The organism is Paraburkholderia domus (assembly GCF_905220705.1).
In the GTDB taxonomy this organism is placed as follows: domain Bacteria; phylum Pseudomonadota; class Gammaproteobacteria; order Burkholderiales; family Burkholderiaceae; genus Paraburkholderia; species Paraburkholderia domus.
The window spans coordinates 26,078-46,378 of sequence record NZ_CAJNAT010000045.1; the positions used below are offsets into that span (position 1 = coordinate 26,078).

General features: G+C 61.8%; 20 protein-coding genes. 11 read left to right on the forward strand and 9 right to left on the reverse strand.

The annotated features are described in order from the left end of the window. Window positions 1-7: 7 nt before the first annotated feature. On the reverse strand, window positions 8-1,102 hold the full coding sequence (locus KHO31_RS36595) for a YeiH family protein (RefSeq protein ID WP_201070881.1): 1,095 nt from the start codon (window positions 1,100-1,102) through the stop codon (window positions 8-10). Window positions 1,103-1,431: 329 nt separating this feature from the next. Here KHO31_RS36595 and KHO31_RS36600 point away from each other — a divergent pair, with 329 nt between their 5' ends. Beyond that, window positions 1,432-1,881, forward strand: coding sequence for a DUF3761 domain-containing protein (locus KHO31_RS36600; RefSeq protein WP_201084732.1), 450 nt, complete (start codon window positions 1,432-1,434; stop codon window positions 1,879-1,881). Window positions 1,882-2,035: 154 nt separating this feature from the next. Here the strand turns inward: KHO31_RS36600 and sodB are convergent, their stop codons facing one another. Next, complete coding sequence (gene sodB / locus KHO31_RS36605; protein ID WP_201070886.1) at window positions 2,036-2,614, reverse strand: superoxide dismutase; 579 nt, start codon at window positions 2,612-2,614, stop codon at window positions 2,036-2,038. A gap of 219 nt (window positions 2,615-2,833) precedes the next feature. Then, window positions 2,834-4,213: an exodeoxyribonuclease VII large subunit gene (xseA, locus tag KHO31_RS36610; protein WP_201070889.1), complete on the reverse strand. Its 1,380-nt coding sequence runs from the start codon at window positions 4,211-4,213 to the stop codon at window positions 2,834-2,836. Between the two features lie 564 nt (window positions 4,214-4,777). Between xseA and lpxK the strand changes: the two genes are divergently transcribed. From lpxK to KHO31_RS36635, 5 genes are all read left to right on the forward strand, one after another. Continuing rightward, the gene (gene lpxK, locus KHO31_RS36615; RefSeq protein ID WP_201070891.1) at window positions 4,778-5,794 is read left to right on the forward strand and encodes a tetraacyldisaccharide 4'-kinase; all 1,017 of its coding nucleotides are present in this window, start codon (window positions 4,778-4,780) and stop codon (window positions 5,792-5,794) included. Further along, window positions 5,775-5,978 carry a Trm112 family protein gene (locus KHO31_RS36620; protein ID WP_006050060.1) on the forward strand — a complete coding sequence of 68 codons (204 nt, stop codon included), beginning with the start codon at window positions 5,775-5,777 and terminating at the stop codon, window positions 5,976-5,978. Before lpxK ends, KHO31_RS36620 begins: the two co-directional genes overlap by 20 nt. 158 nt (window positions 5,979-6,136) lie before the next feature. Then, window positions 6,137-6,937 (forward strand): 3-deoxy-manno-octulosonate cytidylyltransferase, encoded by an 801-nt coding sequence (gene kdsB, locus KHO31_RS36625; protein WP_201070893.1) that lies wholly within the window; start codon window positions 6,137-6,139, stop codon window positions 6,935-6,937. Between the two features lie 214 nt (window positions 6,938-7,151). Then, window positions 7,152-7,817 (forward strand): adenylate kinase, encoded by a 666-nt coding sequence (gene adk, locus KHO31_RS36630; RefSeq protein ID WP_201070894.1) that lies wholly within the window; start codon window positions 7,152-7,154, stop codon window positions 7,815-7,817. Window positions 7,818-8,113: 296 nt separating this feature from the next. Further along, on the forward strand, window positions 8,114-8,872 hold the full coding sequence (locus KHO31_RS36635; RefSeq protein ID WP_201070897.1) for a 3-hydroxyacyl-CoA dehydrogenase: 759 nt from the start codon (window positions 8,114-8,116) through the stop codon (window positions 8,870-8,872). Between the two features lie 104 nt (window positions 8,873-8,976). Here KHO31_RS36635 and KHO31_RS36640 read toward each other — a convergent pair whose 3' ends face one another. Both KHO31_RS36640 and murJ read right to left on the reverse strand, forming a co-directional pair. Then, a complete protein-coding gene (locus KHO31_RS36640) occupies window positions 8,977-9,819 on the reverse strand; it encodes a SirB1 family protein (RefSeq protein ID WP_201070900.1) in 843 nt (280 codons plus the stop codon). A 5-nt stretch (window positions 9,820-9,824) separates the two neighbouring features. Continuing rightward, window positions 9,825-11,375, reverse strand: coding sequence for a murein biosynthesis integral membrane protein MurJ (gene murJ / locus KHO31_RS36645; RefSeq protein WP_201070903.1), 1,551 nt, complete (start codon window positions 11,373-11,375; stop codon window positions 9,825-9,827). A gap of 565 nt (window positions 11,376-11,940) precedes the next feature. On the opposite strand from murJ, the gene rpsT reads away from it, so the two are divergent. After that, window positions 11,941-12,219, forward strand: a complete 279-nt coding sequence (rpsT, locus tag KHO31_RS36650) for a 30S ribosomal protein S20 (RefSeq protein WP_201070905.1) — start codon at window positions 11,941-11,943, stop codon at window positions 12,217-12,219. A 211-nt stretch (window positions 12,220-12,430) separates the two neighbouring features. Here the strand turns inward: rpsT and KHO31_RS36655 are convergent, their stop codons facing one another. Then, window positions 12,431-12,778, reverse strand: a complete 348-nt coding sequence (locus KHO31_RS36655) for a DUF3579 domain-containing protein (protein WP_201070908.1) — start codon at window positions 12,776-12,778, stop codon at window positions 12,431-12,433. A gap of 415 nt (window positions 12,779-13,193) precedes the next feature. On the opposite strand from KHO31_RS36655, the gene argF reads away from it, so the two are divergent. Further along, window positions 13,194-14,123: an ornithine carbamoyltransferase gene (gene argF, locus KHO31_RS36660; RefSeq protein WP_159004249.1), complete on the forward strand. Its 930-nt coding sequence runs from the start codon at window positions 13,194-13,196 to the stop codon at window positions 14,121-14,123. 250 nt (window positions 14,124-14,373) lie between these two features. After that, window positions 14,374-15,600 carry an argininosuccinate synthase gene (locus tag KHO31_RS36665; RefSeq protein ID WP_201070913.1) on the forward strand — a complete coding sequence of 409 codons (1,227 nt, stop codon included), beginning with the start codon at window positions 14,374-14,376 and terminating at the stop codon, window positions 15,598-15,600. Between the two features lie 331 nt (window positions 15,601-15,931). Here KHO31_RS36665 and murB read toward each other — a convergent pair whose 3' ends face one another. Further along, window positions 15,932-16,972, reverse strand: a complete 1,041-nt coding sequence (gene murB, locus KHO31_RS36670) for a UDP-N-acetylmuramate dehydrogenase (RefSeq protein ID WP_201070916.1) — start codon at window positions 16,970-16,972, stop codon at window positions 15,932-15,934. 184 nt (window positions 16,973-17,156) lie between these two features. On the opposite strand from murB, the gene KHO31_RS36675 reads away from it, so the two are divergent. Then, entirely contained in the window at window positions 17,157-17,642 is a 486-nt protein-coding gene (locus KHO31_RS36675) for a YajQ family cyclic di-GMP-binding protein (RefSeq protein WP_201070919.1), read from the forward strand. Window positions 17,643-17,848: 206 nt separating this feature from the next. On the opposite strand, the gene plsY is transcribed toward KHO31_RS36675, so the two are convergent. Continuing rightward, a complete protein-coding gene (gene plsY / locus KHO31_RS36680; protein ID WP_201084734.1) occupies window positions 17,849-18,493 on the reverse strand; it encodes a glycerol-3-phosphate 1-O-acyltransferase PlsY in 645 nt (214 codons plus the stop codon). Window positions 18,494-18,606: 113 nt separating this feature from the next. Next, entirely contained in the window at window positions 18,607-19,098 is a 492-nt protein-coding gene (ybaK, locus tag KHO31_RS36685; protein ID WP_201070925.1) for a Cys-tRNA(Pro) deacylase, read from the reverse strand. 295 nt (window positions 19,099-19,393) lie between these two features. Between ybaK and KHO31_RS36690 the strand changes: the two genes are divergently transcribed. Further along, window positions 19,394-20,301 (forward strand): class I adenylate-forming enzyme family protein (locus tag KHO31_RS36690; protein ID WP_201140558.1); only part of this gene is annotated, 908 nt, incomplete at its 3' end.

Consider the following 20,301-nt stretch of genomic DNA (forward strand, 5'->3'; position numbering starts at 1 on the left):
AGCCTTTTTACGCCATGCCCAGCACGTGGATCAGCACAAGACTGATCAGCGCGAGCGCGACGATCGACAACACCACCGCGAGTGTCACACGAGGGCCGGCTTTGGCGACCATTCGCACATCGACGCCCAAACCAAGTGCCGCCATCGAAATAATCGTCAATATGTTCGCCGTGCTGTTGATGGGCGGTAACGCTTCCGTCGGAACGAGGTTGGCCGAACGGAGGGCAACCAGCGCCAGGAAGCCAATAATGAACCAGGGCAAGACTTTATGCCAAGCAAGACGCGGGCCCTTCGACACACCGTGCAATGCAGCAGCACCTGCACCACGACGCGAACCGATTGACAGGACAAGGATCACGGGACCGAGCATCAGCACACGGACCAGTTTGACCAGCGTTCCGAGATTGGCGCTGACCGCCGAAACAGGGACCGTTGCAGCAAGCACCTGCGGCACCGCGTAGACCGTCATTCCGGCCAGCACGCCGTATTGCAGGTTGCTGAGGTGCAGCACGGGAACCAGCAGCGGCAGTCCGAGCACGACGATCACGCCAAGCACCGCGGTAAAGGCAATCGACGCGGCCACGTCATCGCCATGCGCCCGAATCACCGGAGCAACGGCGGCGATCGCCGAGTTGCCGCAGATCGAGTTGCCGCATGCGACCAGCAAGGCCATCCGGTGATGCAAACCAAGGAGGCGTCCGATGCCGTAGCTGACCACGATGACCACGCCGACGACAACCACGATACCTGCCAGCAGTCCCAGCCCAGCTGCTTTGAGTGTCTGAGTGCTGAGCGAGGCGCCCAGCAGGACCACGGCAATTTCAAGCAACGTCTTGGCGCTGAAATTGATCCCGGCGTGCCAGTGAGGGGCTGGCTTCCAGACACTTCGTACAGCTGTTCCAACGAGAATGGCGAGGACCAACGCTTCCAGCCAGGCGCGCCCGAACAACCGTTGCTCAACCAGTTGCAACCCGAAAGCGGCCAATGTGACGGCAATGCAGAGGACAACGCCTGGCGCATGGATTCGAACCCAAGCCAACGTGCTGAATTCGACCGGATGCCTGCTGCCGGTTAAAACATGGGGTTCTAGCGGGGTTGACATCGCGCTCTCGATATTTCAGTGACCGGAAAGATGAGTAATTATCGCGATGGCCGGTTCTATATTCCAACGCGGAATATAGAACGAATTGATCGGTTATATAGAACGATGCTTGAGATGGCAGCCGGACGTTCGCACCGTCTGGTGGATTGGCTGCTGCGCGGGAAGTCGACTGTGAAATCGCGACTGCCGGTCTGATTTTGCGACGTTTGACAATATTGCGCGCCTGACCCTGTCAGCGGAACGCGCGTGCGTCGCGTTATATCAATCAGTGCCGTGCGGGCGCGCGACACTGATCGACACCACTTCGTCTCACACCTACAGGATCAGCGATGAAAATACCGTTTCTTTCCATGGCAGTGGCGACCGGATTGCTCGTTGCGACTGCTGGCTATGCACAGGTCCCGGCGAGCGCGCCGGCCGGATCAACCGCCCTCTGCAAGGACGGTACGTCCTATTCGGGCGCTTCGAAAAAGGGCGCTTGCGCGGGTCATAAGGGTGTGAAGACCTGGTACGGCGCATCGGGTGCCACAGCGGGGGCCGCCAGCGCTCCCGCTGCGACACCTGCCGCGGCCCCCGCTGTCGCTCCGGCCGCCGCGAGCAGCGCAAAACCGGCGGCAGCCGGCGGCGGCCCCGGCCAGGTCTGGGTTAACACGAGCACCAAGGTCTACCATTGCCCGACCGACAAGTACTACGGCAAGACGAAGAATGGTGCTTACCTGACTGAAGCGGATGCAAAGGCAAAGGGTTTCCACGCCGATCACGGGAAAGCCTGCCAGTAAATATCGCCAATAATAGATACACAAAAAACAGAAAGCCCTCGCGATGGAGGGCTTTCTTTTTTACTACCGTTTCCAGACTTCATTACAGCAATCAGTTCGGATGTTCAATTTTGTTTGAAATCCGAACTATATCGTCACGCTACAACCAGCAATCTCACGCGAAATTCTTCGACGCGAATTCCCAGTTGACGATGTTCCAGTACGCTTCAACGAACTTCGGACGCGCATTGCGGTAGTCGATGTAGTACGCGTGTTCCCACACGTCGATCGTCAGCAGCGCCTTTGCGTCCGTGGTCAGCGGCGTAGCTGCGTTGCTCGTCGACACCAGGTCGAGCGAACCGTCAGCCTTCTTCACCAGCCATGCCCAGCCAGAACCGAACGTGCCGATTGCGGTCTTGGCGAATTCTTCCTTGAACTTGTCGAACGAACCCCACTTGGCGTTGATCGCGTCAGCCAGTGCGCCGGTCGGTGCACCGCCACCTTGCGGCGACAGGCTGTTCCAGAAGAACGTGTGGTTCCACACTTGAGCCGCGTTATTGAAAACACCGCCCGATGCCTTCTTGACGATCTCTTCCAGCGACAGGTTCTCGAACTCCGTGCCCTTGATCAGATTGTTCAGGTTGGTCACATAGGTCTGGTGGTGCTTGCCGTAGTGATACTCGAGCGTCTCTTCCGACATGTTCGGAACGAGTGCATTTTTTGCAAACGGCAGCGGCGGGAGCGTATGTTCCATGGTGCTTTCCTTCTGTCTGTATCTGTTGTGGGGGAGTCTGCGGATAACGCTGTAGAGCACTGGATTGTAGGCGAGTTGGAATAACCCCGCAAACCAACGGACTTTATGTCCGGCATCGGCGAACATGCCGCACACAGCGCGTAATTAGTGCTTTCGCACGGGTCGTGCCCGGCCCATGCGGAAGTCAAAAATACGCCTTGGCGTGCTGTCGGCGAAGTGTCAGAAACCGTCGGTCAAGCGCGGTTGCACATCGGCGAGAGCAATGTCCGCGGCCCCTTCAGCAAGATGCACCGTGAGGCGCCGCCCCGGTTTCAGCGACGACGGCGCACGCACCGCGCGGCCGCTCTGCGCATCGAGCACGGCAGCATAGCCACGCTCCAGCGTGCGCTGCGGACTCAGCACCTCGAGCCGGGCGGCCAGCGTGTCGATCCGCGCAGACTGACGTTCATGCTGGCGTAACAATGCAGCATCCAGACGCTGCGAGAGCGTGCCGAGCTTCGCCTGATGCGCGGCGAGATCAGGGCGCCAGCGCTGCCAGCGCATCTGCAGCAGAGAAAACCGCGCTCGGGCGTCACGCACGGGACGCGCACCGGCCGACGCCAGCCGCACGCTCAATTGCTGCAGGTGCGTGCGCTGCCGCGCAAGCCGCTCGGCCGGCGACACGAGCCGGCGCGCAAGCCAGTCGAGTTGTTGGGCACGCCGCTCCATCATGCGGCCGAAGCCGCGTGCGAGCGTGGCGTGCCGATGATCGAGCTCGCGCAGCAACAGCACGCGCTGCGGGCTGACGAGTTCGGCGGCGCCGGTGGGCGTCGGGGCGCGCACATCGGCGGCAAAGTCGGCGATCGTGAAATCGGTTTCGTGACCTACCCCGCTCACCACCGGGATGGCGCTTTCAGCAATCGCACGCGCGAGTACTTCTTCGTTGAACGCCCACAGGTCTTCAATCGAGCCGCCGCCGCGGCACACGATCAGCACGTCGACCTCGCGCCGCGCGTTGGCGGCGTCGACCATCGCAGCCAGCTTCGCGCTGACGCCCGCGCCCTGCACCGGCGCCGGATAGACGATCACCGGAATGTGCGGCGCGCGACGCGACAAGGTGGTCAAGACGTCACGCAATGCCGCGGCCTGCAGCGACGTCACGATGCCGATCGCACGCGGGTGGGCCGGCAAAGCGCGTTTGCGTTCGGCGGCAAAGAGACCCTCGGCTTCGAGCTGCGCCTTCAGCTTGAGAAAGGCCTCGTAAAGACGCCCCTGCCCCGTGCGGCGCACCGCTTCGACGTTGAGTTGCAGTTCGCCGCGCGGCTCGTACATTGTCACCAGCGCGCGCACTTCGATGCGATCGCCTTCACGCGGCGTGAACTCGGCGTACTGCGCGCGACCGCGGAACATCACGCAGCGCATCTGCGCCTGAGCGTCCTTGATCGAGAAATACCAATGGCCGCTCGCGGCACGCGTGAAGTTCGACACTTCCCCGGCCACCCAGACGAGCGGAAACGAGCGTTCGAGCATCGTGCCAATCGCACGGTTGAGCGCGGAAACGGGGACGACAACTTCACCGCCGGGTGTAGCCGACGAGGAAAAAGGGCTTTCGGGATTCATGCGAGGAATATCGGTGACTGGCCGGACAGACGATAGACCGAGTAGCCATCGGCGTCCAGCGCAGCAGAGGAATTGTTAAAAGTGTCCACATGTCGGGACCCTTTAGACGAATGCCGCCAGATCGCCCGCCAGGCTGCGCAAATTGGAAGCATGTCGTTGATTTATATGCTGTTTATATCTCATTAAAGAGAACGATTGCCGATACGGAGCGCTCCGCGCGGCCCTCTCAGCCCGTCGACCGGCAGGTTCTCCACAAAGTTATCCACAGGCTGCAGGATCCGTTCGAAGCGCCGTCTCGCCGCGCTATACGAGGCGCGCGACTTGCCGGGCGGGACGCACGCGCGCTAGAGTGGCGGGTTCGACGGCATGCCGAACGCCCCGCAACGCTCGCCATCAAGGCATATTGGCGGCACACTGCGCGAGCGCATGGATGCAGCCGCTGCTTCATTTTTCGCTTCACTTTTCGATTGTCCGGAGAACCGCGTTGATGCTTGCACCGCGTATTGCACCTGGCGCTTCCACGCCGCCGTCCCGGCCCCTGTCGCCCGTCCTCGCGGCTCGCCGATGAGCGAACTGAACAACCGTCTCGAAGCACGCCTTGCGCGCGAGTGGCAACAACGCGGCCCGTTTGCGTGGGCGCTGACGCCCTTCGCGTGCGTGTTCGGCGCGATTGCCGCCGCCCGCCGCGCCGCCTTCTCGTTCGGCTGGCTGAAAGCCGTGCGGATTGGCGTGCCAGTGGTCGTGGTCGGCAATGTGACCGTCGGCGGGACCGGCAAGACGCCGACCGTCATCGCGCTGGTCGAAGCCTTGCGCGCCGCCGGCTTTAAGCCCGGCGTGGTGTCGCGCGGCTATGGCGCGCGCGTCAAGGGGCCGACGCCGGTCCTCGCGACGTCGGCGGCGAGCGTCGGCGGCGACGAACCGCTGCTGATCGCGCGGCGCACCGGCGCACCGGTGTGGGTCTGCCCGGATCGTGTCGCGGCAGCGCAGGCACTGTGCGCCGCGCATCGCGACGTCGACGTGATCGTCAGCGACGACGGCCTGCAGCACTACCGCCTCGCCCGCGACGCCGAACTCGTGGTCTTCGATCACCGGCTCGGGGGCAATGGTTTTCTGCTGCCGGCCGGCCCGCTGCGCGAGCCGCTGTCGCGCCGCCGCGACGCGACGCTGATCAACGACCCGTACGCCCGCACGCTGCCCCCCTGGCCGAACACGTTCGCGCTGCAACTCGCGCCCGCCGACGCCTGGCATCTCGACAACCCCGGACTGCGCCGTCCGCTTGCGCAGTTCAGCGGCGAGCGTGTGCTGGCTGCGGCCGGCATCGGCGCGCCGGAGCGTTTTTTCGCAACGCTGCGCGCAGCCGGTCTCACGCCCGCCACCCGCGCCTTGCCGGATCACTACGCGTTCGAGCGCAATCCTTTTGCGGATGCCGACGCGGACGCCATCCTGATAACCGAAAAGGATGCGGTAAAATTAGGGTCCTGGCACGACGCGCGCATCTGGGTTGTCCCTGTCGAAGCCGCGCTCGATCATCGCCTCATTGCATTAGTTGTGGAGAAAGTCCGTGGACGCTCGCCTGCTTGAAATTCTCGTCTGCCCGATCTGCAAGGGCCCGCTCAGCTACGACCGTTCTGCGCAGGAACTGATCTGCAACGCGGACAAGCTTGCCTATCCGATTCGCGACGGCATTCCCGTGATGCTGGTCGACGAAGCGCGGCAGACCGTGGAAGGCACGCCGGTCGATCTGAATCCGGGCTCCGTCGCCTGAGTCAGCTTTGCTTGACGCGGGGCGCGTGCCGATCAGACATTCGGCGCCGCCCGCGTGTCTGACCCGCATTTGCCATCCGCATTTGCCGTCTTTCCCATCAGCGCCCGCAGTGCACTTGCGAGCACTTTCTTCCGGTTGCATCGCCGCCAGTCCTTCCGATGACCAACGCTAACGCCACTACTCCCCCGTTCGTCGCCGTCGTGCCGGCCCGGCTCGCCTCGACGCGTCTGCCCAACAAGCCGCTCGCCGACATCGGCGGCAAGCCGATGGTGGTGCGGGTCGCCGAACGCGCACGCGAATCGGGCGCGCAACACGTGCTGATCGCCTCCGACGCGCAAGCGGTGCTGGATGTGGCCCGCGAGCACGGCTTCGAAGCCGTGCTGACACGCGCCGACCATCCGTCGGGCACCGACCGTCTCGCGGAAGTGGCGGCGCAGTTCGGCTGGAGTGACGAAACGATCGTGGTGAACGTTCAGGGCGACGAGCCGCTGATCGACCCGGCGCTCGTGTGTGGCGTGGCGTCGCACCTTGCTTCGAGCCACGGCTGCGCGATCGCCACCGCCGCGCATCCGATCACCGACCCCGCGGAAATTTTCAATCCGAACGTCGTCAAAGTTGTGCTCGACGCGCGCGGCGTCGCGCTGTACTTCTCGCGCGCGCCGATTCCCTGGGCACGCGACGCGTATCAGCCGCATTGGCCCAACGTGGCGTCGATGCCCACGCCACCGGCCCCCGCAGTCGTCCATCGGCATATCGGCCTGTACGCGTATCGCGCCCAATTCCTGCGCACGTATCCGAGTCTTGCGATCTCGCCGATCGAGCAGGTTGAAGCGCTCGAACAACTGCGCGCGATGTGGCACGGCGAGCGAATCGCGGTGCTCGTCACTCAGAATGCGCCGCTGCCCGGCGTCGACACACCTGCCGATCTCGCGCGCGTGCAGGCCTTATTCGGGTCTTGAGCGTAAAAACCCATGGCATAATCGGACGGTTGTGCGCGCCTCCCGTTAAATGCGAGAGTCAGGGTTTGCCCCGGTCGCGCCGTTGTCGTCTTGCAGCGCCGTCGTTTTCGACGTGCTGCGCGAGACTCGAAACGGCAGCCGACGCGGGTCCCTCGACGAATCGCGGGATGGCTGCAGCGCCACCAAAGAATTCACATAGATCTGGAGATATCACATGCGTTTGATCCTTTTGGGTGCGCCCGGCGCGGGTAAGGGCACTCAGGCAACTTTCATCAAGGAAAAGTTCGGCATTCCGCAAATTTCCACCGGTGACATGCTGCGCGCCGCCGTTAAGGCAGGCACGCCGCTCGGCCTCGAAGCCAAGCGCTTCATGGATGCCGGCGAACTGGTCACGGACGAGCTGATCATCAACCTGGTGAAGGAACGCCTGCAAGAGTGTGATTGCGCGAACGGTTATCTGTTCGACGGTTTTCCGCGCACCATTCCGCAAGCTGAAGCCATGAAGCAGGCGGGCGTCGCGATCGACTACGTGCTGGAAATCGACGTGCCGTTCGACGAGATCATCGTGCGCATGAGCGGCCGCCGCTCGCACGCGGCGTCGGGCCGTACGTATCACGTCAAGTTCAACCCGCCGAAAGTCGAAGGTATCGACGACGTGACGGGCGAACCGCTGATCCAGCGCGACGACGATAAGGAAGAAACGGTCAAGAAGCGCCTCGACGTGTACGTTGCGCAAACCAAGCCGCTGGTCGAGTACTACAACAACTGGGCGCAAAACGGCGATCCGTCGACCTCGCTGAAGGCGCCGCAATATCGCCGCATTTCGGGCCTCGGCTCGGTCGACGAAATTCGCAACCGCGCGTTCGATGCGTTGAAATAATCTCGCGTCTGCGTTTGTCGGTTGAAAAAACCCGCCTATTCCGGCGGGTTTTTCAATTGCGCGCCGCGTGGCGTGCGCTCTTCCCCGATCTCCGTCGGCCGCCACGCCTCGCCACGCACCGCATTAATTAGCCATCCGTAGCAGTTTGGCGGCGCGATGGGGTCTTCGGCAGGGGCTCCTGCCAGTCGCCCACCCCACCCGCCACTTCGCTTTCCGCATTGCAGCATAGCCGTTACAATCGATCATCGAAAAGATATTCGATCGAGACATTACTGAACTGAAGCAAAGGAGCAGACATGGAGATTCGTGACAACGTATTCCTGATCACCGGCGGTGCATCGGGCCTCGGCGCGGCCACAGCGCGCCTTTTCGTCGAGAACGGCGGCAAGGTGGTGCTGGCCGATCTGAATCAGGATGCCGGTGAGGCACTCGCGAAAGAACTCGGCGGCGTGTTCGTCAAATGCGACGTGAGCCGCGAAGACGACGCCACGCAAGCAGTCGAAGCCGCCACGAAGCTCGGCACGCTGCGCGGCCTCGTCAACTGCGCGGGCGTTGCGCCCGCCATCAAGACGGTCGGCAAAGACGGCCCGCATCCGCTCGACTCGTTCGCGCGCACCATCTCCATCAATTTGATCGGCACCTTCAACATGATCCGGCTCGCCGCCGCAGCCATGTCGAAGAACGAACCGAATGCGAATGGCGAGCGCGGTGTGATCATCAACACGGCATCCGTGGCTGCGTTTGACGGCCAGATCGGTCAGGCCGCTTATGCTGCGTCCAAGAGCGGCGTGGTCGGCATGACGTTGCCGATCGCACGCGACCTGTCGCGCAACGCAATTCGTGTGATGACGATTGCACCGGGCATCTTCGAAACGCCGATGCTGCTCGGCATGCCGCAGGAAGTGCAGGATGCGCTCGGCGCGATGGTGCCGTTCCCGCCGCGCCTCGGCAAACCGGCAGAGTACGCGATGCTGGCCAAGCAAATCTTCGACAATCCGATGCTCAACGGCGAAGTGATTCGCCTTGACGGCGCGATCCGGATGCAGCCAAAGTAAGGATGCGTCCAGCGCGCCGCTTTACGCGGCCGCGCCAATGAAAAACGCCTGCGCATGCGTCATGCGCAGGCGTTCTGTTTTGACCGGCAGGTCGGCAAGCATTCTTAGTCGCGATCGTCGTACTGGGTACGCTGACGCAGTTCATGCAACTGCGACTCCACCACCGTCGCGTCTTCCGCGTCTGGCCGATCGCCGAGATATCGTTCGAGATCCTCGAGCGCCGGACGCAGGTAATCGAGCCGTGCGTAGGCGAAACCGCGATCGCGCACCTCCTCGATACTGTCCGGCAACAGGATCACAAGACGCTGTTGCACCGCCAACAGACGCTGCCAGCGTTCCGTCTGAAGATAAGTGGACTTCAGATTGCGCAGCATGCGAGCAATGATCTCGCGGCGCGTGGCCGGTTGCAGCAACATGCGCAGCGCCCTGCTCACCGACTCGCCCGCCGACGCCACATACGGCTCCAGCATTTCCACCATCTGCGATTCGGACAGCGAATGCCCGCTGGTCGGATCGAGCATCACGTCGCCGTCCGGCGTCGTTACACGCAACAGGAAGTGGCCCGGAAACGACACGCCGCGCACTGGAATACCGATCTGCTCGGCCATCTCCAGATACAGCACCGCCAGCGAAATCGGAATGCCGCGGCGCCGCTTGAGCACCACATTCAGATGGCTGTTGTCGGGATCGTAATAATCGTTGAGGTTGCTGGCGAAACCCAGCTCGCGGAAGAAGAACCGGTTCAGAATGCCGACCTTCTGCCTGATGTCGGCATCGTCCGGCATGCGGCGCTGCAAACGCACGACCAACTCGTCGATCTCGGCCAACGTGCCTTGCAAATCGAGATCGGGATAAGCGTCCTGCGCGAGCGAGAGCGCCGCCTCGGTCAGCGGCAGGCTGTCATCTTCGGCAACCAGCGTGCTGAAATAGTCGAGAACTCGCGTCATCGTGATCACTTCACTCGCCTTTTGAAATACGCGTACTTGAAGCCCATCAGCCAAAGCATACCGAAATATAACGCGGCGAACAGAACGAGGCACGCCCCCAGCAACACGATGCGGTCGACCGGCCGGCTATGCATGCCGATCCAGTCGAAACTGATCGCCAGCCAATGCATCGTGCCGGCCAAAACCAGACAGGCGCCGAGCAACTGCACGAAGAACTTCAGCCAGCCTTTCGACGGCATATAGATACCGCGCTTGCGTAGACCGAGAAACAGGAACAGCGCATTGACGCAAGCGCCAAGCCCGACGCTCAGCGTGAGGCCCGCATGCGCGAAAATCGGCACGAACACGTAATTGCTCAGCTGTGTGACGATCAGCACGCCGACGCCGATCTTCACCGGCGTCTTGATGTCCTGCTTCGCGTAAAAACCGGGCGCAAGGATCTTGATGAGAATCAGGCCGATCAGGCCGATACCGTAGGCAGACAGAGCACGGCCAACCATGACCACCGAGTTGCCGTCGAACTTGCCGTAGTGAAACAGCGTTGCGGTGAGCGGCTGGGCGAAGAAGAACAGCGCGACGGCGCTCGGCGCGGCCAGCAGGAAGGTGACGCGCAAACCCCAGTCGAGCAGCGACGAATACTCGTGCGGATCGGCGTCGACGTGCGCTTTCGACAGGCTCGGCAGCAGGATCGTGCCGAGTGCGACGCCGAGCAGCGCGGTCGGGAACTCCATCAGCCGGTCAGCGTAGTTGATCCAGGAGACGGCGCCCGGACCGATGCGCGACGCGATATTGGTGTTGATGATCAGGCTGATCTGCGCGACCGACACGGCGAACATCGCCGGCACCATCTTCGACAGCACCCGCTTTACGCCGCGGTGCGCGAGCGCCTTCAGCGGATTCAGGCCGATGCGCGGCAGCATGTCGATCTTCTTCAGACCCGGCAGTTGCACGATGAATTGCAACACACCGCCGGCAATCACCGCCCACGCGAGCGCATAAACCGGCGTTTGCAGGCGCGGCGCGACAAACACTGCAGCAAAGATGAAGGCGACGTTCAGCAGGACCGGCGCGAACGCCGGCAGCGAAAAGTTCTTGTACGTATTCAGCACGCCGGACGCCAGCGACGTCAACGAGATGAAAATGATGTACGGGAACATGATGCGCGTCATCGTGACCGCGAGCGCGTACGCCTGGCCCTCATGCGCGAGCCCCGACGCGACGATGAACACCACGCCCGACGCCCCCACCACGCCGATCAGCGAGAGAATCGCGAGCGCCCAGGCAAGTACGGTCGAGGTGGCGTCGACGAGCGCCTTGGTGGCGTCGTGTCCTTGCTGGTTTTTGAATTCGGCGAGGATCGGCACGAAGGCCTGTGAGAACGCACCCTCAGCGGAAATGCGACGCAGCAGGTTCGGAATGCGGAAGGCGACGTAAAACGCGTCAGTATATTGACTGGCACCGAACGCGCGTGCGATCAGCGTTTCGCGGGCCAGTCCGGTCACGCGCGACAGCAGCGTGAAGCCGCTGACCGTCAGCAGGGCTCGGAATAGATTCATGGGGCGCTTATTATACGGGTGCCGCAGGTGCGGACGACGAGCCGGAACGCGAATCGGACCGATTTGTGACGCAGACGTTCGGTCGGATGAGCGGATCGGGCTTTTTTTGTTGCTTGCCCTAGGTTTCGCGAGCCGCACGCTCGTCGGCCGCCCGCCCGTCGCGACGGCGCCCGGACCCTCGCGAACCGTGGAAACTTACAGAATTCAGCGCGATGCACGGTAACCCGCCACATCAGGATTGGCGATTCCCCGTTGTCACGTGCCTGATTTTGTTGCTATAATCGCCGGTTTCGAAGCTCGCTCAATTTTCGGACGGGTTTTTGGACTAGGTTCGGGCACGCAGTAGGCAGGCGCCGCTCGAGCAGCGCGCAAGCCATATTGAGGCGCCAACCAGCCTCGAAACACACCGGAACACGGGCCCGCCTTCGCGTAGTCCGATCGATTTTTTCGAATTATTTCGACACTTTTGCGCTCTTGGGCAATCGCTTCCAGGAGTTCGATCTAAAAGCAGCACCTACCACTTGAAGGTCAGGTACTGGAAACAGGAACAGGATAAGGAACCGTCATGGCTAACACCGCACAAGCACGCAAGCGCGCCCGCCAGGCCGCCAAGGCTAACTCGCACAACTCGGCACTGCGCTCGAAGTTCCGCACGGCTATCAAGGCTGTCCGCAAGGCAATCGAAGCCGGCGACAAGGCTAAGGCCCTCGAAATCTTCCAGGCATCGTCGAAGACTATCGACATCATCGCCGACAAGAAAATCGTTCACAAGAACAAGGCCGCTCGCAACAAGAGCCGTCTCGCTGCAGCCCTCAAGGGTCTGCAAGCGCCCGCAGCGCAGTAAATTCGGTCAGCCCGCTTCGGTGGGCTACCTCCTGTTTCCGCTGCAACAGAAAGGCTCGCTTCGGCGGGCTTTTTTGCTTGGCGCCGACAGATCCGCGCTGTCGCGTCGCGCTCGTAGTTGACGGGCCGCCCACCGAGGCCTTGACCTCAGCCATAAAAAAACCCGCTGCTTGCGGGTTTTTTACCTTTGCCGATCCGACGGCTGGCTCGCGTTACAGCACGTGCCTTTTGGCTTGCGGCGTAGCGTGCTCAAGTTGCAAGTCGCAAGCCTCGGTCACGAGGAGGTCATTGTCTTTCGCAAAGTTCAGGACGAAATCGAAGGCCATCGGCTCGATATCGCGCAAGCGCGAATCGAGAATCACACATTTGAGGTCGCCGATCAGAGTGGGCCGGACATACAACGAGTATTGCAGGTAAGCGTTCGGCCCCCTGCCGCCCGCCCTGGGACCGAAGCATGACATCACGCCTGCGAGCCGCTCCGACCAGTCGCTCGGCCGGAATTTTTTCCCAGTCGACGTGATGCCCTGAATGAAATATTCGGTTGGAGCTGCTTCGGCCATGTAGGAATACCTGTGTGACTGCCCAGAGGGATGACGGCAAAGCTGAATGCAACGCGGCTTTGGGATACCTGAACACGTCGACCACGCCTGCATGGCGAAAGGCCGGACAAGCCGCCTCGGCGCTCATCGTGACGGCGCACCGCGAGGAAACTTTCTGGCGCGCGCGAGCCGTGTCCCGCAAGCTCAATACCAGCCTGCTGGGCTTAGGGATAACCGGTAGATTATAGCGCAGCGGACCTTTTTCCGCAGCGCACACAAGCCTCGTTTGAGGGTTGCGAAAGGCTTTCAGACAGCATGCCTGGCCTTTTGGCCGACTCGTCAAACGGGGCGAAATCCTTTATGCTGCATTGAGTTACCACAAACGACGGCGGCGCCGTCCGGCAATCCTGCCGGGTGAGACCGCCGTATTTGTTTCATGACCGCCAAGAAAATTCGCCACTACCTGCAGTTCAAGGATTTCTCGCTGGAAGACTACGAGTACGTGCTGGAACGCGCGCGCATTCTGAAGCGTAAATTCAAGAACTACGAGACCTACCACCCGCTGCACGACCGCACGCTAGCGATGATCTTCGAGAAAAACTCGACGCGCACGCGCCTGTCGTTCGAAGCCGGCATCTTCCAGCTGGGCGGCCACGCCGTCTTCATGAGTACGCGCGACACGCAGCTTGGCCGCGGCGAACCGATCGAAGACGCAGCGCAAGTGATCTCGCGCATGGTCGACATCATCATGATCCGCACGTTCGGCCAGGACATACTCCAGCGTTTTGCCGAAAATTCGCGCGTACCGGTGATCAACGGGCTGACCAACGAATATCACCCGTGCCAGGTGCTGGCGGACATCTTCACGTACTTCGAGCACCGCGGTCCGATTCGCGACAAGACGGTCGCGTGGGTCGGCGACGCGAACAACATGCTGTACACGTGGATCGAAGCCGCCCAGATTCTCGGTTTCAAGCTGCGCCTGTCCACACCGCCGGGCTACAAGCTCGACCCCGCCATGGTCGCTGCGGAAAGCGCACCGTTCTATCAGGAATTCGACGATCCGAACGAAGCCTGTGCGGGCGCCGATCTGGTTACCACGGATGTGTGGACCAGCATGGGCTTCGAAGCCGAAAACGAAGCCCGCAAGAAAGCCTTTGCAGACTGGTGCGTAGACGCTGACATGATGGCCTGCGCCAATTCTGATGCCCTGTTCATGCACTGTCTGCCCGCCCACCGCGGCGAGGAAGTCAGCGCCGAAGTGATCGACGGCCCGCAAAGCGTCGTGTGGGACGAAGCGGAAAACCGTCTGCACGTGCAAAAGGCGTTGATGGAGTATCTGCTGCTCGGCAAGCTGAATCACTAAGCGAGCCGTTCTTCAGCACCTGAAGCAGCACCTGCGTGAAGCGCGACGGGGCCTTGAATACGAGGCAAGGCATCCACGTTTAGCGCCACGCATCAAGCCGGCGTCCACGGTTGCAAGCGGAGCCGGCTCACCCACCGCACTGCCCCAAAAACGCGGGCAAGCGGCGGTTTAGTGTCAAAATAGTGGTTTTCCGCGCTCCGGAACCGCCGGCGCGCCTTGTTTTCCAGCTTTCTCCAGCTACGAGTTCACCATGAGCGATATCAAGAAAGTCGTGCTCGCCTATTCGGGCGGCCTCGACACCTCCGTCATCCTGAAGTGGTTGCAGGACAACTACGACGCCGAAGTCGTCACGTTTACGGCCGACATCGGCCAGGGCGAAGAGCTGGAACCGGCGCGCAAGAAAGCCCTGCAACTCGGCATCAAGCAGGACAACATCTTCATCGAAGACCTGCGCGAAGAATTCGTGCGCGACTACGTGTTCCCGATGTTCCGCGCCAACACGATCTATGAAGGCGAGTACCTGCTGGGCACGTCGATCGCGCGTCCGCTGATCGCCAAGCGTCAGATCGAAATCGCCCGCGCAACCGGCGCGCAAGCGGTCTCGCACGGCGCAACCGGCAAGGGCAACGACCAGGTTCGCTTCGAACTCGGTTACTACGCGCTGGAACCGGGCATCAAGGTGATCGCACCGTGGCGTGAATGGGATCTGCTGTCGCGCGAAAAGCTGCTCGCGTACGCCGAAAAGGCCGGTATTCCGATCGAAATGAAGCACAAGCAAGGCGGCGCGCCGTATTCGATGGACGCGAACCTGCTACACATCTCGTTCGAAGGCCGTCACCTGGAAGACCCGAAGGCCGAAGCCGAAGCCGATATGTGGCGTTGGACCGTGTCGCCGGAACAGGCGCCCGACCAGGCCGAGTACATCGACATCGAATATGAACACGGCGATCCGGTCGCGATCAATGGCAAGCGCCTGTCGGCAGCTGAAATGCTGACCGAGCTGAACAGTTTGGGCGGCAAGCACGGCATCGGCCGTCTGGATCTGGTCGAAAACCGTTACGTCGGCATGAAGTCGCGCGGCTGCTATGAAACGCCTGGCGGCACGATCATGCTGAAGGCGCACCGCGGTATCGAGTCGATTACGCTCGACCGCGAAGTGGCTCACCTGAAAGACGATCTAATGGCGCGTTACGCTTCGCTGATTTACAACGGCTACTGGTGGAGCCCGGAGCGCCGCGCAATCCAGGTGCTGATCGACCACACGCAAGAGAAGGTCAACGGCTGGGTGCGTGTAAAGCTGTACAAGGGCAGCGTGTCGGTTGTCGCGCGCGATTCGAAGGAAACGCTGTTCGACAAGACCATCGCTACGTTCGACGACGACGGCGGTGCGTACAACCAGGCTGACGCTGGCGGGTTCATCAAACTGAACGCGCTGCGTATGCGGATTGCTGAAAACGCACGTCGTCAGCGCAGCTGACGACGTGCGTTTCGGTGAAGGCTAACTTCGCGCGGCGAAGTTAAGCGCCGAAAGGCGCGGGCCGGAGCCAAAATGCCAAAGTCAGCGCAGCTGACGACGTGCGTTTCGGTGAAGGCTAACTTCGCGCGGCGAAGTTAAGCGCCGAAAGGCGCGGGCCGGAGCCAAAATGCCAAAGTCAGCGTAGCTGACGACGTGCGTTTCGGTGAAGGCTAACTTCGCGTAGCGAAGTTAAGCGCCGAAAGGCGCGGCCAAAACTGAAGCGCAGATGCGAAAAAGGCGCCGGGAGGCAACTCCCGGCGCCTTTTTTCATTGCTGCAAGCCACTTACGCGATCACAAGCAAACCGGCTCCGCTTCCAGCTCAACCCCAAATCTCGTCAGCACATCCCGCTGAACCGCTCTCGCGAGCGCCAACACCTCGGCGCCGCTCGCCCCACCGCGATTGACCAGCACCAGCGCCTGCCGCTCATGCACGCCCGCTGCGCCCATCGCGCGACCTTTCCAGCCGCATCGGTCGATCAACCAGCCCGCCGCAAGCTTCACCCGGCCGTCCGGTTGAGGGTAAGCGACGACCTCGGGCTCCTGAACCTTCAGCGCCTCGAACTGCGTCGCCTCCACGACCGGATTCTTGAAGAAACTCCCCGCATTGCCAAGCTGAAGCGGATCCGGCAACTTCGCGCGCCGCACCGCGACCACCGCGTCGAAAATCGCCTGTGCGTCCGGTTGCGCGTCGGTGTGGCCGCTCGCGGCCAACTCACGTGCAAGATCCGCATACCCGGCGCGCGGCTGCCATGTCTTCGGCAAACGAAAAGTGACCGAAGTAATCACGAAACGGTCACGCCCTTCCCGCTTGAAAAAACTATCACGGTAGCCGAATCGGCAGGCGTTGGCATCGAGTTCAACTACGGCGCCCGTTTCCAGCTCCACCGCCCGCAGCGACGCAAACCGCTCGCACATCTCCAGCCCATACGCGCCGATGTTCTGGATCGGCGCCGCGCCAACGGTCCCCGGAATCAGTGCGAGGTTCTCCAGCCCAGGCAGCCCTTGCGCCAAAGTCCATGCAACAAAGTCATGCCACGGCTCACCGGCTGCCGCTTCGACGTACCATGCATCATCGTCCTCGCGCACGATGCGGCGGCCTTGCAGCGCCACCAGCAGCACCAGTCCCGCGAAGTCGCCAGTCAGCACGACATTGCTGCCGCCGCCCAGCACCAGCCGCGGCAAGCCGGCGGTACGCGGATCGCGCACGGCAGCCATCAGTTGCGCTTCGCGCTCGATCCGGCAAGCAAACTGCGCGCGAACATCAAAACCGAAGGTGTTGTGCGCCTTCAGCGGATAGCCGGCAATAAACGCGGCAGATTCGGTTTGGGACATCAGAATGAGAAAAATGGAACGACGTGCGAAACGACATCTGGCCCCAGCCGCGCGACAATGCGCGGCGGCCTTAGGCAAAAGGGAGTGGCGTCGGTAAAATGACGTCCGGTTCGTGATTATAGCGAGTGCCCCGTGAGCAGCCGACCGGCCGCGCCACGCACCGCAGCACTATTGGGAGAAAACAATGCCATCGTTTGACGTCGTCTGCGAAGCAGACATGATCGAAGTCAAGAACGCGATCGAGCAGTCCAACAAGGAAATTTCAACCCGCTTCGACTTCAAAGGGTCGGACGCGCGCGTCGAGCACAAGGAAAGCGAAATCACGGCCTACGCCGATGACGATTTCAAGCTCGGCCAAGTAACAGACGTCCTGCTGTCGAAAATGGCCAAGCGCAATGTGGACGTGCGTTTTCTCGACTACGGCAAGATCGAGAAGATCGGCGGCGACAAGGTCAAACAGGTCATCAAGATCAAGAAAGGCGTGTCCGGCGATCTGTCGAAGAAAATCGTACGTCTGGTGAAGGACAGCAAGATCAAGGTCCAGGCGAGCATTCAGGGCGACGCTGTGCGCATCACCGGCGGCAAGCGCGACGATCTGCAAAGCGTAATCGCAATGCTGCGCAAGGACGTGACTGACACGCCGCTCGACTTCAACAACTTCCGCGACTGAACACGCATCACGCCCGGCAGCGGGCGTGCGTTGTGGCACGGCGCTGGGCGCATGTTGAACGCTCGGCAAAACGGGGCACCTAAAGGCCCAGCACCCGGCGATTCTATGCGTTAAGGCGCAGCACCCGCCCCATCGCACAGGCCGTGCGCCTTGAGCGAACCAGGGCGCGCCGGCTAACACCCGTTCGGGCTACGCACCGCCCTCGCTCAAGGTTCGTTACCGCCCGTCGCGCTAGCCGCTGCGTCGGCTTTCTTCTTGGCGCCGATGCGGCTTTCCTGGCCGCGCATCAGCTTGGCGATGTTGCCGCGGTGGCGCCATACCAGCAGCGAGCTCATCACCACGATCGCCAGCGCGATGATATGCGGCCCGAACAGAAAGCCGTCGAAGATCGGTGCGAACACTGCCGCGGACAATGCCGCCAGCGAAGAATAGCGGGTGAAGAACGCCACGATCAACCACGTCAACAAGGTGGCAATGCCGAGGATCGGGTTGATCGCGATCAGCACGCCCGCTGCGGTCGCCACGCCCTTGCCGCCCTTGAAGCGGAAGAAGATCGGATACAGGTGGCCGAGAAACACGGCAATGGACGCAATCGCTACCGACGTATCGTCGAGGCCGTAACGCGCGCCGAAGTGCACGACGAACCACACTGGCAACCATCCTTTGAAGGCGTCGCCGATCAGGGTGAGAATCGCGGCCTTCTTGCTGCCGCTGCGCAGCACGTTGGTCGCGCCCGGGTTACCCGAGCCGTACGAGCGTGGGTCGTCCAGCCCCATTGCGGCGCTCACGATCACGGCAAACGACACCGAGCCGATCAGGTAGGCAACGACAGCGACGATCAGGTTTTGCATCTGGGACTCTTATAAGGATCGGCGGTCTGAAACTCGATACCCCAACCGCAACAGGGAACAAAGCGGCGCACATTCTACCGAACCCACCTGCCCGGAAGACATTCAGGCAAACGTCAATCGACGCTCGCGCATTGAACCGGCTTCGCTGTCAGCAAGCCGGTCAATATCGTCGGCTCGATGCTGACAAGAAAACCGCGCCGCCCGCCGTTTAGCCAGATCTTGTCCATCTCGAGGATGCTCGACTCGACGTACACCGGCATCTGCTTCTTCGTACCGAACGGCGACGTGCCGCCGATCAGATAGCCCGAGTGCCGGTTCGCCACCTCGGGCTTGCACGGCTCGACGCGTTTCGCGCCGATCTGCCGCGCCAGATTCTTGGTGCTGACAGTGCGGTCGCCGTGCATCAGCACGATCAGCGGCTTGGCGTGCTCGTCTTCCATCACCAAGGTCTTCACGACATGATGTTCGTCCACACCGAGCTGGCGCGCCGATTCCTCGGTGCCGCCGTGCTCGACGTAATCGTAAGGATGTTCGCCGAAAATGACGCCATGACGGCGCAGAAACTGCGTCGCAGGCGTTTCGGAGACGTGTCTGGATTTGCTCATCGGCGCATTGTAATAGCGAGTTTGCACAACGGCTATTTGCCGAACGGCCAATTGTGCGGGTCGGGCGATTGTGGCACGATCGTTCGCAAATCTTCCGGCGCACAGCAAGCCGGGCACCGAATAGCTTTGCAACTACGTTGCATGGGACCAGAGTACGTGCTTTGCATGGGATCAGAGTAACGCGCTAAAGCGCGAACTCTGATCGACAGCTAAAGCGCCAACTCTGGTCGACCGCTTTGCATGGGACCAGAGTACGGCGCTAAAGCGCCAACTCTGGTCGACATTGGAGACAGCGTTGAGCCTCGATTCATCCACCCGTTCCACGATCGACATTCCCGCGCTGCTGGCCGCCCTGCCCACGCGTATTGCCGAAATTCCGGCACTCGCGGCCGCGCGCGATCCGCAGCACGTCGCCTTGATCGAGGAGGCGCGCCGCCTCACCAATGCGCAACTTCTGGAAGCCGTGGATGCCGCCGCCGCGCTGCTGCGCGAATGGGGCGTGCGTGGCGGCGATCGCGTGATGATCGTGGCCGAGAACAGCATCGTGCAGATCGTGCTGTTGTTCGCAACCGCGAAGCTCGATGCGTGGGCGCTGGTGTCGAATGCACGCCTGTCCGCCGCCGAACTCGACGCGATCCGCGCGCACGCGCAGCCTCGCGTGGTCGCGTACGCGGTTGAAAGCTCCACGGATGCCCAACAGCATGCGCAGCGGCACCAAGCCGTCACAGCGCCTGCCGTCACGCCGGACATCGGCGCGTGGTCGTACACGATCGACACCACCGCAAAAGCCGAACCGGTCGAAGCCGCCAACGACCGTCAATGCGCCGCGCTGATCTACACCACGGGAACCACAGGCGCGCCGAAAGGCGTGATGTTGTCCCATCGCAATCTGCTCTTCATCGCGGCCGTTTCCAGCCGCTTACGCAAAGTCGGGCCGGACGATGTCGTGTACGCCGTGCTGCCGATCTCGCACGTGTACGGCTTCGCGTCGGTTTGCCTCGGCAGCCTGCACGCCGGCGCGACGTTGCGCCTCGTACCGCGTTTCACGCCGGAAGCGGTGCGCCGTGCGCTCGCCGAAGAACGCGTATCGATCTCTCGAGAAACATCGCATGGAAGTACGGGTGGTTTTCAGGCCGTTTTCGTGTCGGGAATGATCTGGAAACCAAGCGCGGACGCGCGGCGTCTGAGCGCCGCGATGCTGCG

Bases quoted from the DNA above. Each gene is read 5' to 3' on its own strand.
- KHO31_RS36595 (WP_201070881.1), bottom strand. From the start codon at position 1,102: ATGTCAACCCCGCTAGAACCCCATGTTTTAACCGGCAGCAGGCATCCG.
- KHO31_RS36600 (WP_201084732.1), top strand. From the start codon at position 1,432: ATGAAAATACCGTTTCTTTCCATGGCAGTGGCGACCGGATTGCTCGTT.
- sodB (WP_201070886.1), bottom strand. From the start codon at position 2,614: ATGGAACATACGCTCCCGCCGCTGCCGTTTGCAAAAAATGCACTCGTT.
- xseA (WP_201070889.1), bottom strand. From the start codon at position 4,213: ATGAATCCCGAAAGCCCTTTTTCCTCGTCGGCTACACCCGGCGGTGAA.
- lpxK (WP_201070891.1), top strand. From the start codon at position 4,778: ATGAGCGAACTGAACAACCGTCTCGAAGCACGCCTTGCGCGCGAGTGG.
- kdsB (WP_201070893.1), top strand. From the start codon at position 6,137: ATGACCAACGCTAACGCCACTACTCCCCCGTTCGTCGCCGTCGTGCCG.
- adk (WP_201070894.1), top strand. From the start codon at position 7,152: ATGCGTTTGATCCTTTTGGGTGCGCCCGGCGCGGGTAAGGGCACTCAG.
- KHO31_RS36635 (WP_201070897.1), top strand. From the start codon at position 8,114: ATGGAGATTCGTGACAACGTATTCCTGATCACCGGCGGTGCATCGGGC.
- KHO31_RS36640 (WP_201070900.1), bottom strand. From the start codon at position 9,819: ATGACGCGAGTTCTCGACTATTTCAGCACGCTGGTTGCCGAAGATGAC.
- murJ (WP_201070903.1), bottom strand. From the start codon at position 11,375: ATGAATCTATTCCGAGCCCTGCTGACGGTCAGCGGCTTCACGCTGCTG.
- rpsT (WP_201070905.1), top strand. From the start codon at position 11,941: ATGGCTAACACCGCACAAGCACGCAAGCGCGCCCGCCAGGCCGCCAAG.
- KHO31_RS36655 (WP_201070908.1), bottom strand. From the start codon at position 12,778: ATGGCCGAAGCAGCTCCAACCGAATATTTCATTCAGGGCATCACGTCG.
- argF (WP_159004249.1), top strand. From the start codon at position 13,194: ATGACCGCCAAGAAAATTCGCCACTACCTGCAGTTCAAGGATTTCTCG.
- KHO31_RS36665 (WP_201070913.1), top strand. From the start codon at position 14,374: ATGAGCGATATCAAGAAAGTCGTGCTCGCCTATTCGGGCGGCCTCGAC.
- murB (WP_201070916.1), bottom strand. From the start codon at position 16,972: ATGTCCCAAACCGAATCTGCCGCGTTTATTGCCGGCTATCCGCTGAAG.
- KHO31_RS36675 (WP_201070919.1), top strand. From the start codon at position 17,157: ATGCCATCGTTTGACGTCGTCTGCGAAGCAGACATGATCGAAGTCAAG.
- plsY (WP_201084734.1), bottom strand. From the start codon at position 18,493: ATGCAAAACCTGATCGTCGCTGTCGTTGCCTACCTGATCGGCTCGGTG.
- ybaK (WP_201070925.1), bottom strand. From the start codon at position 19,098: ATGAGCAAATCCAGACACGTCTCCGAAACGCCTGCGACGCAGTTTCTG.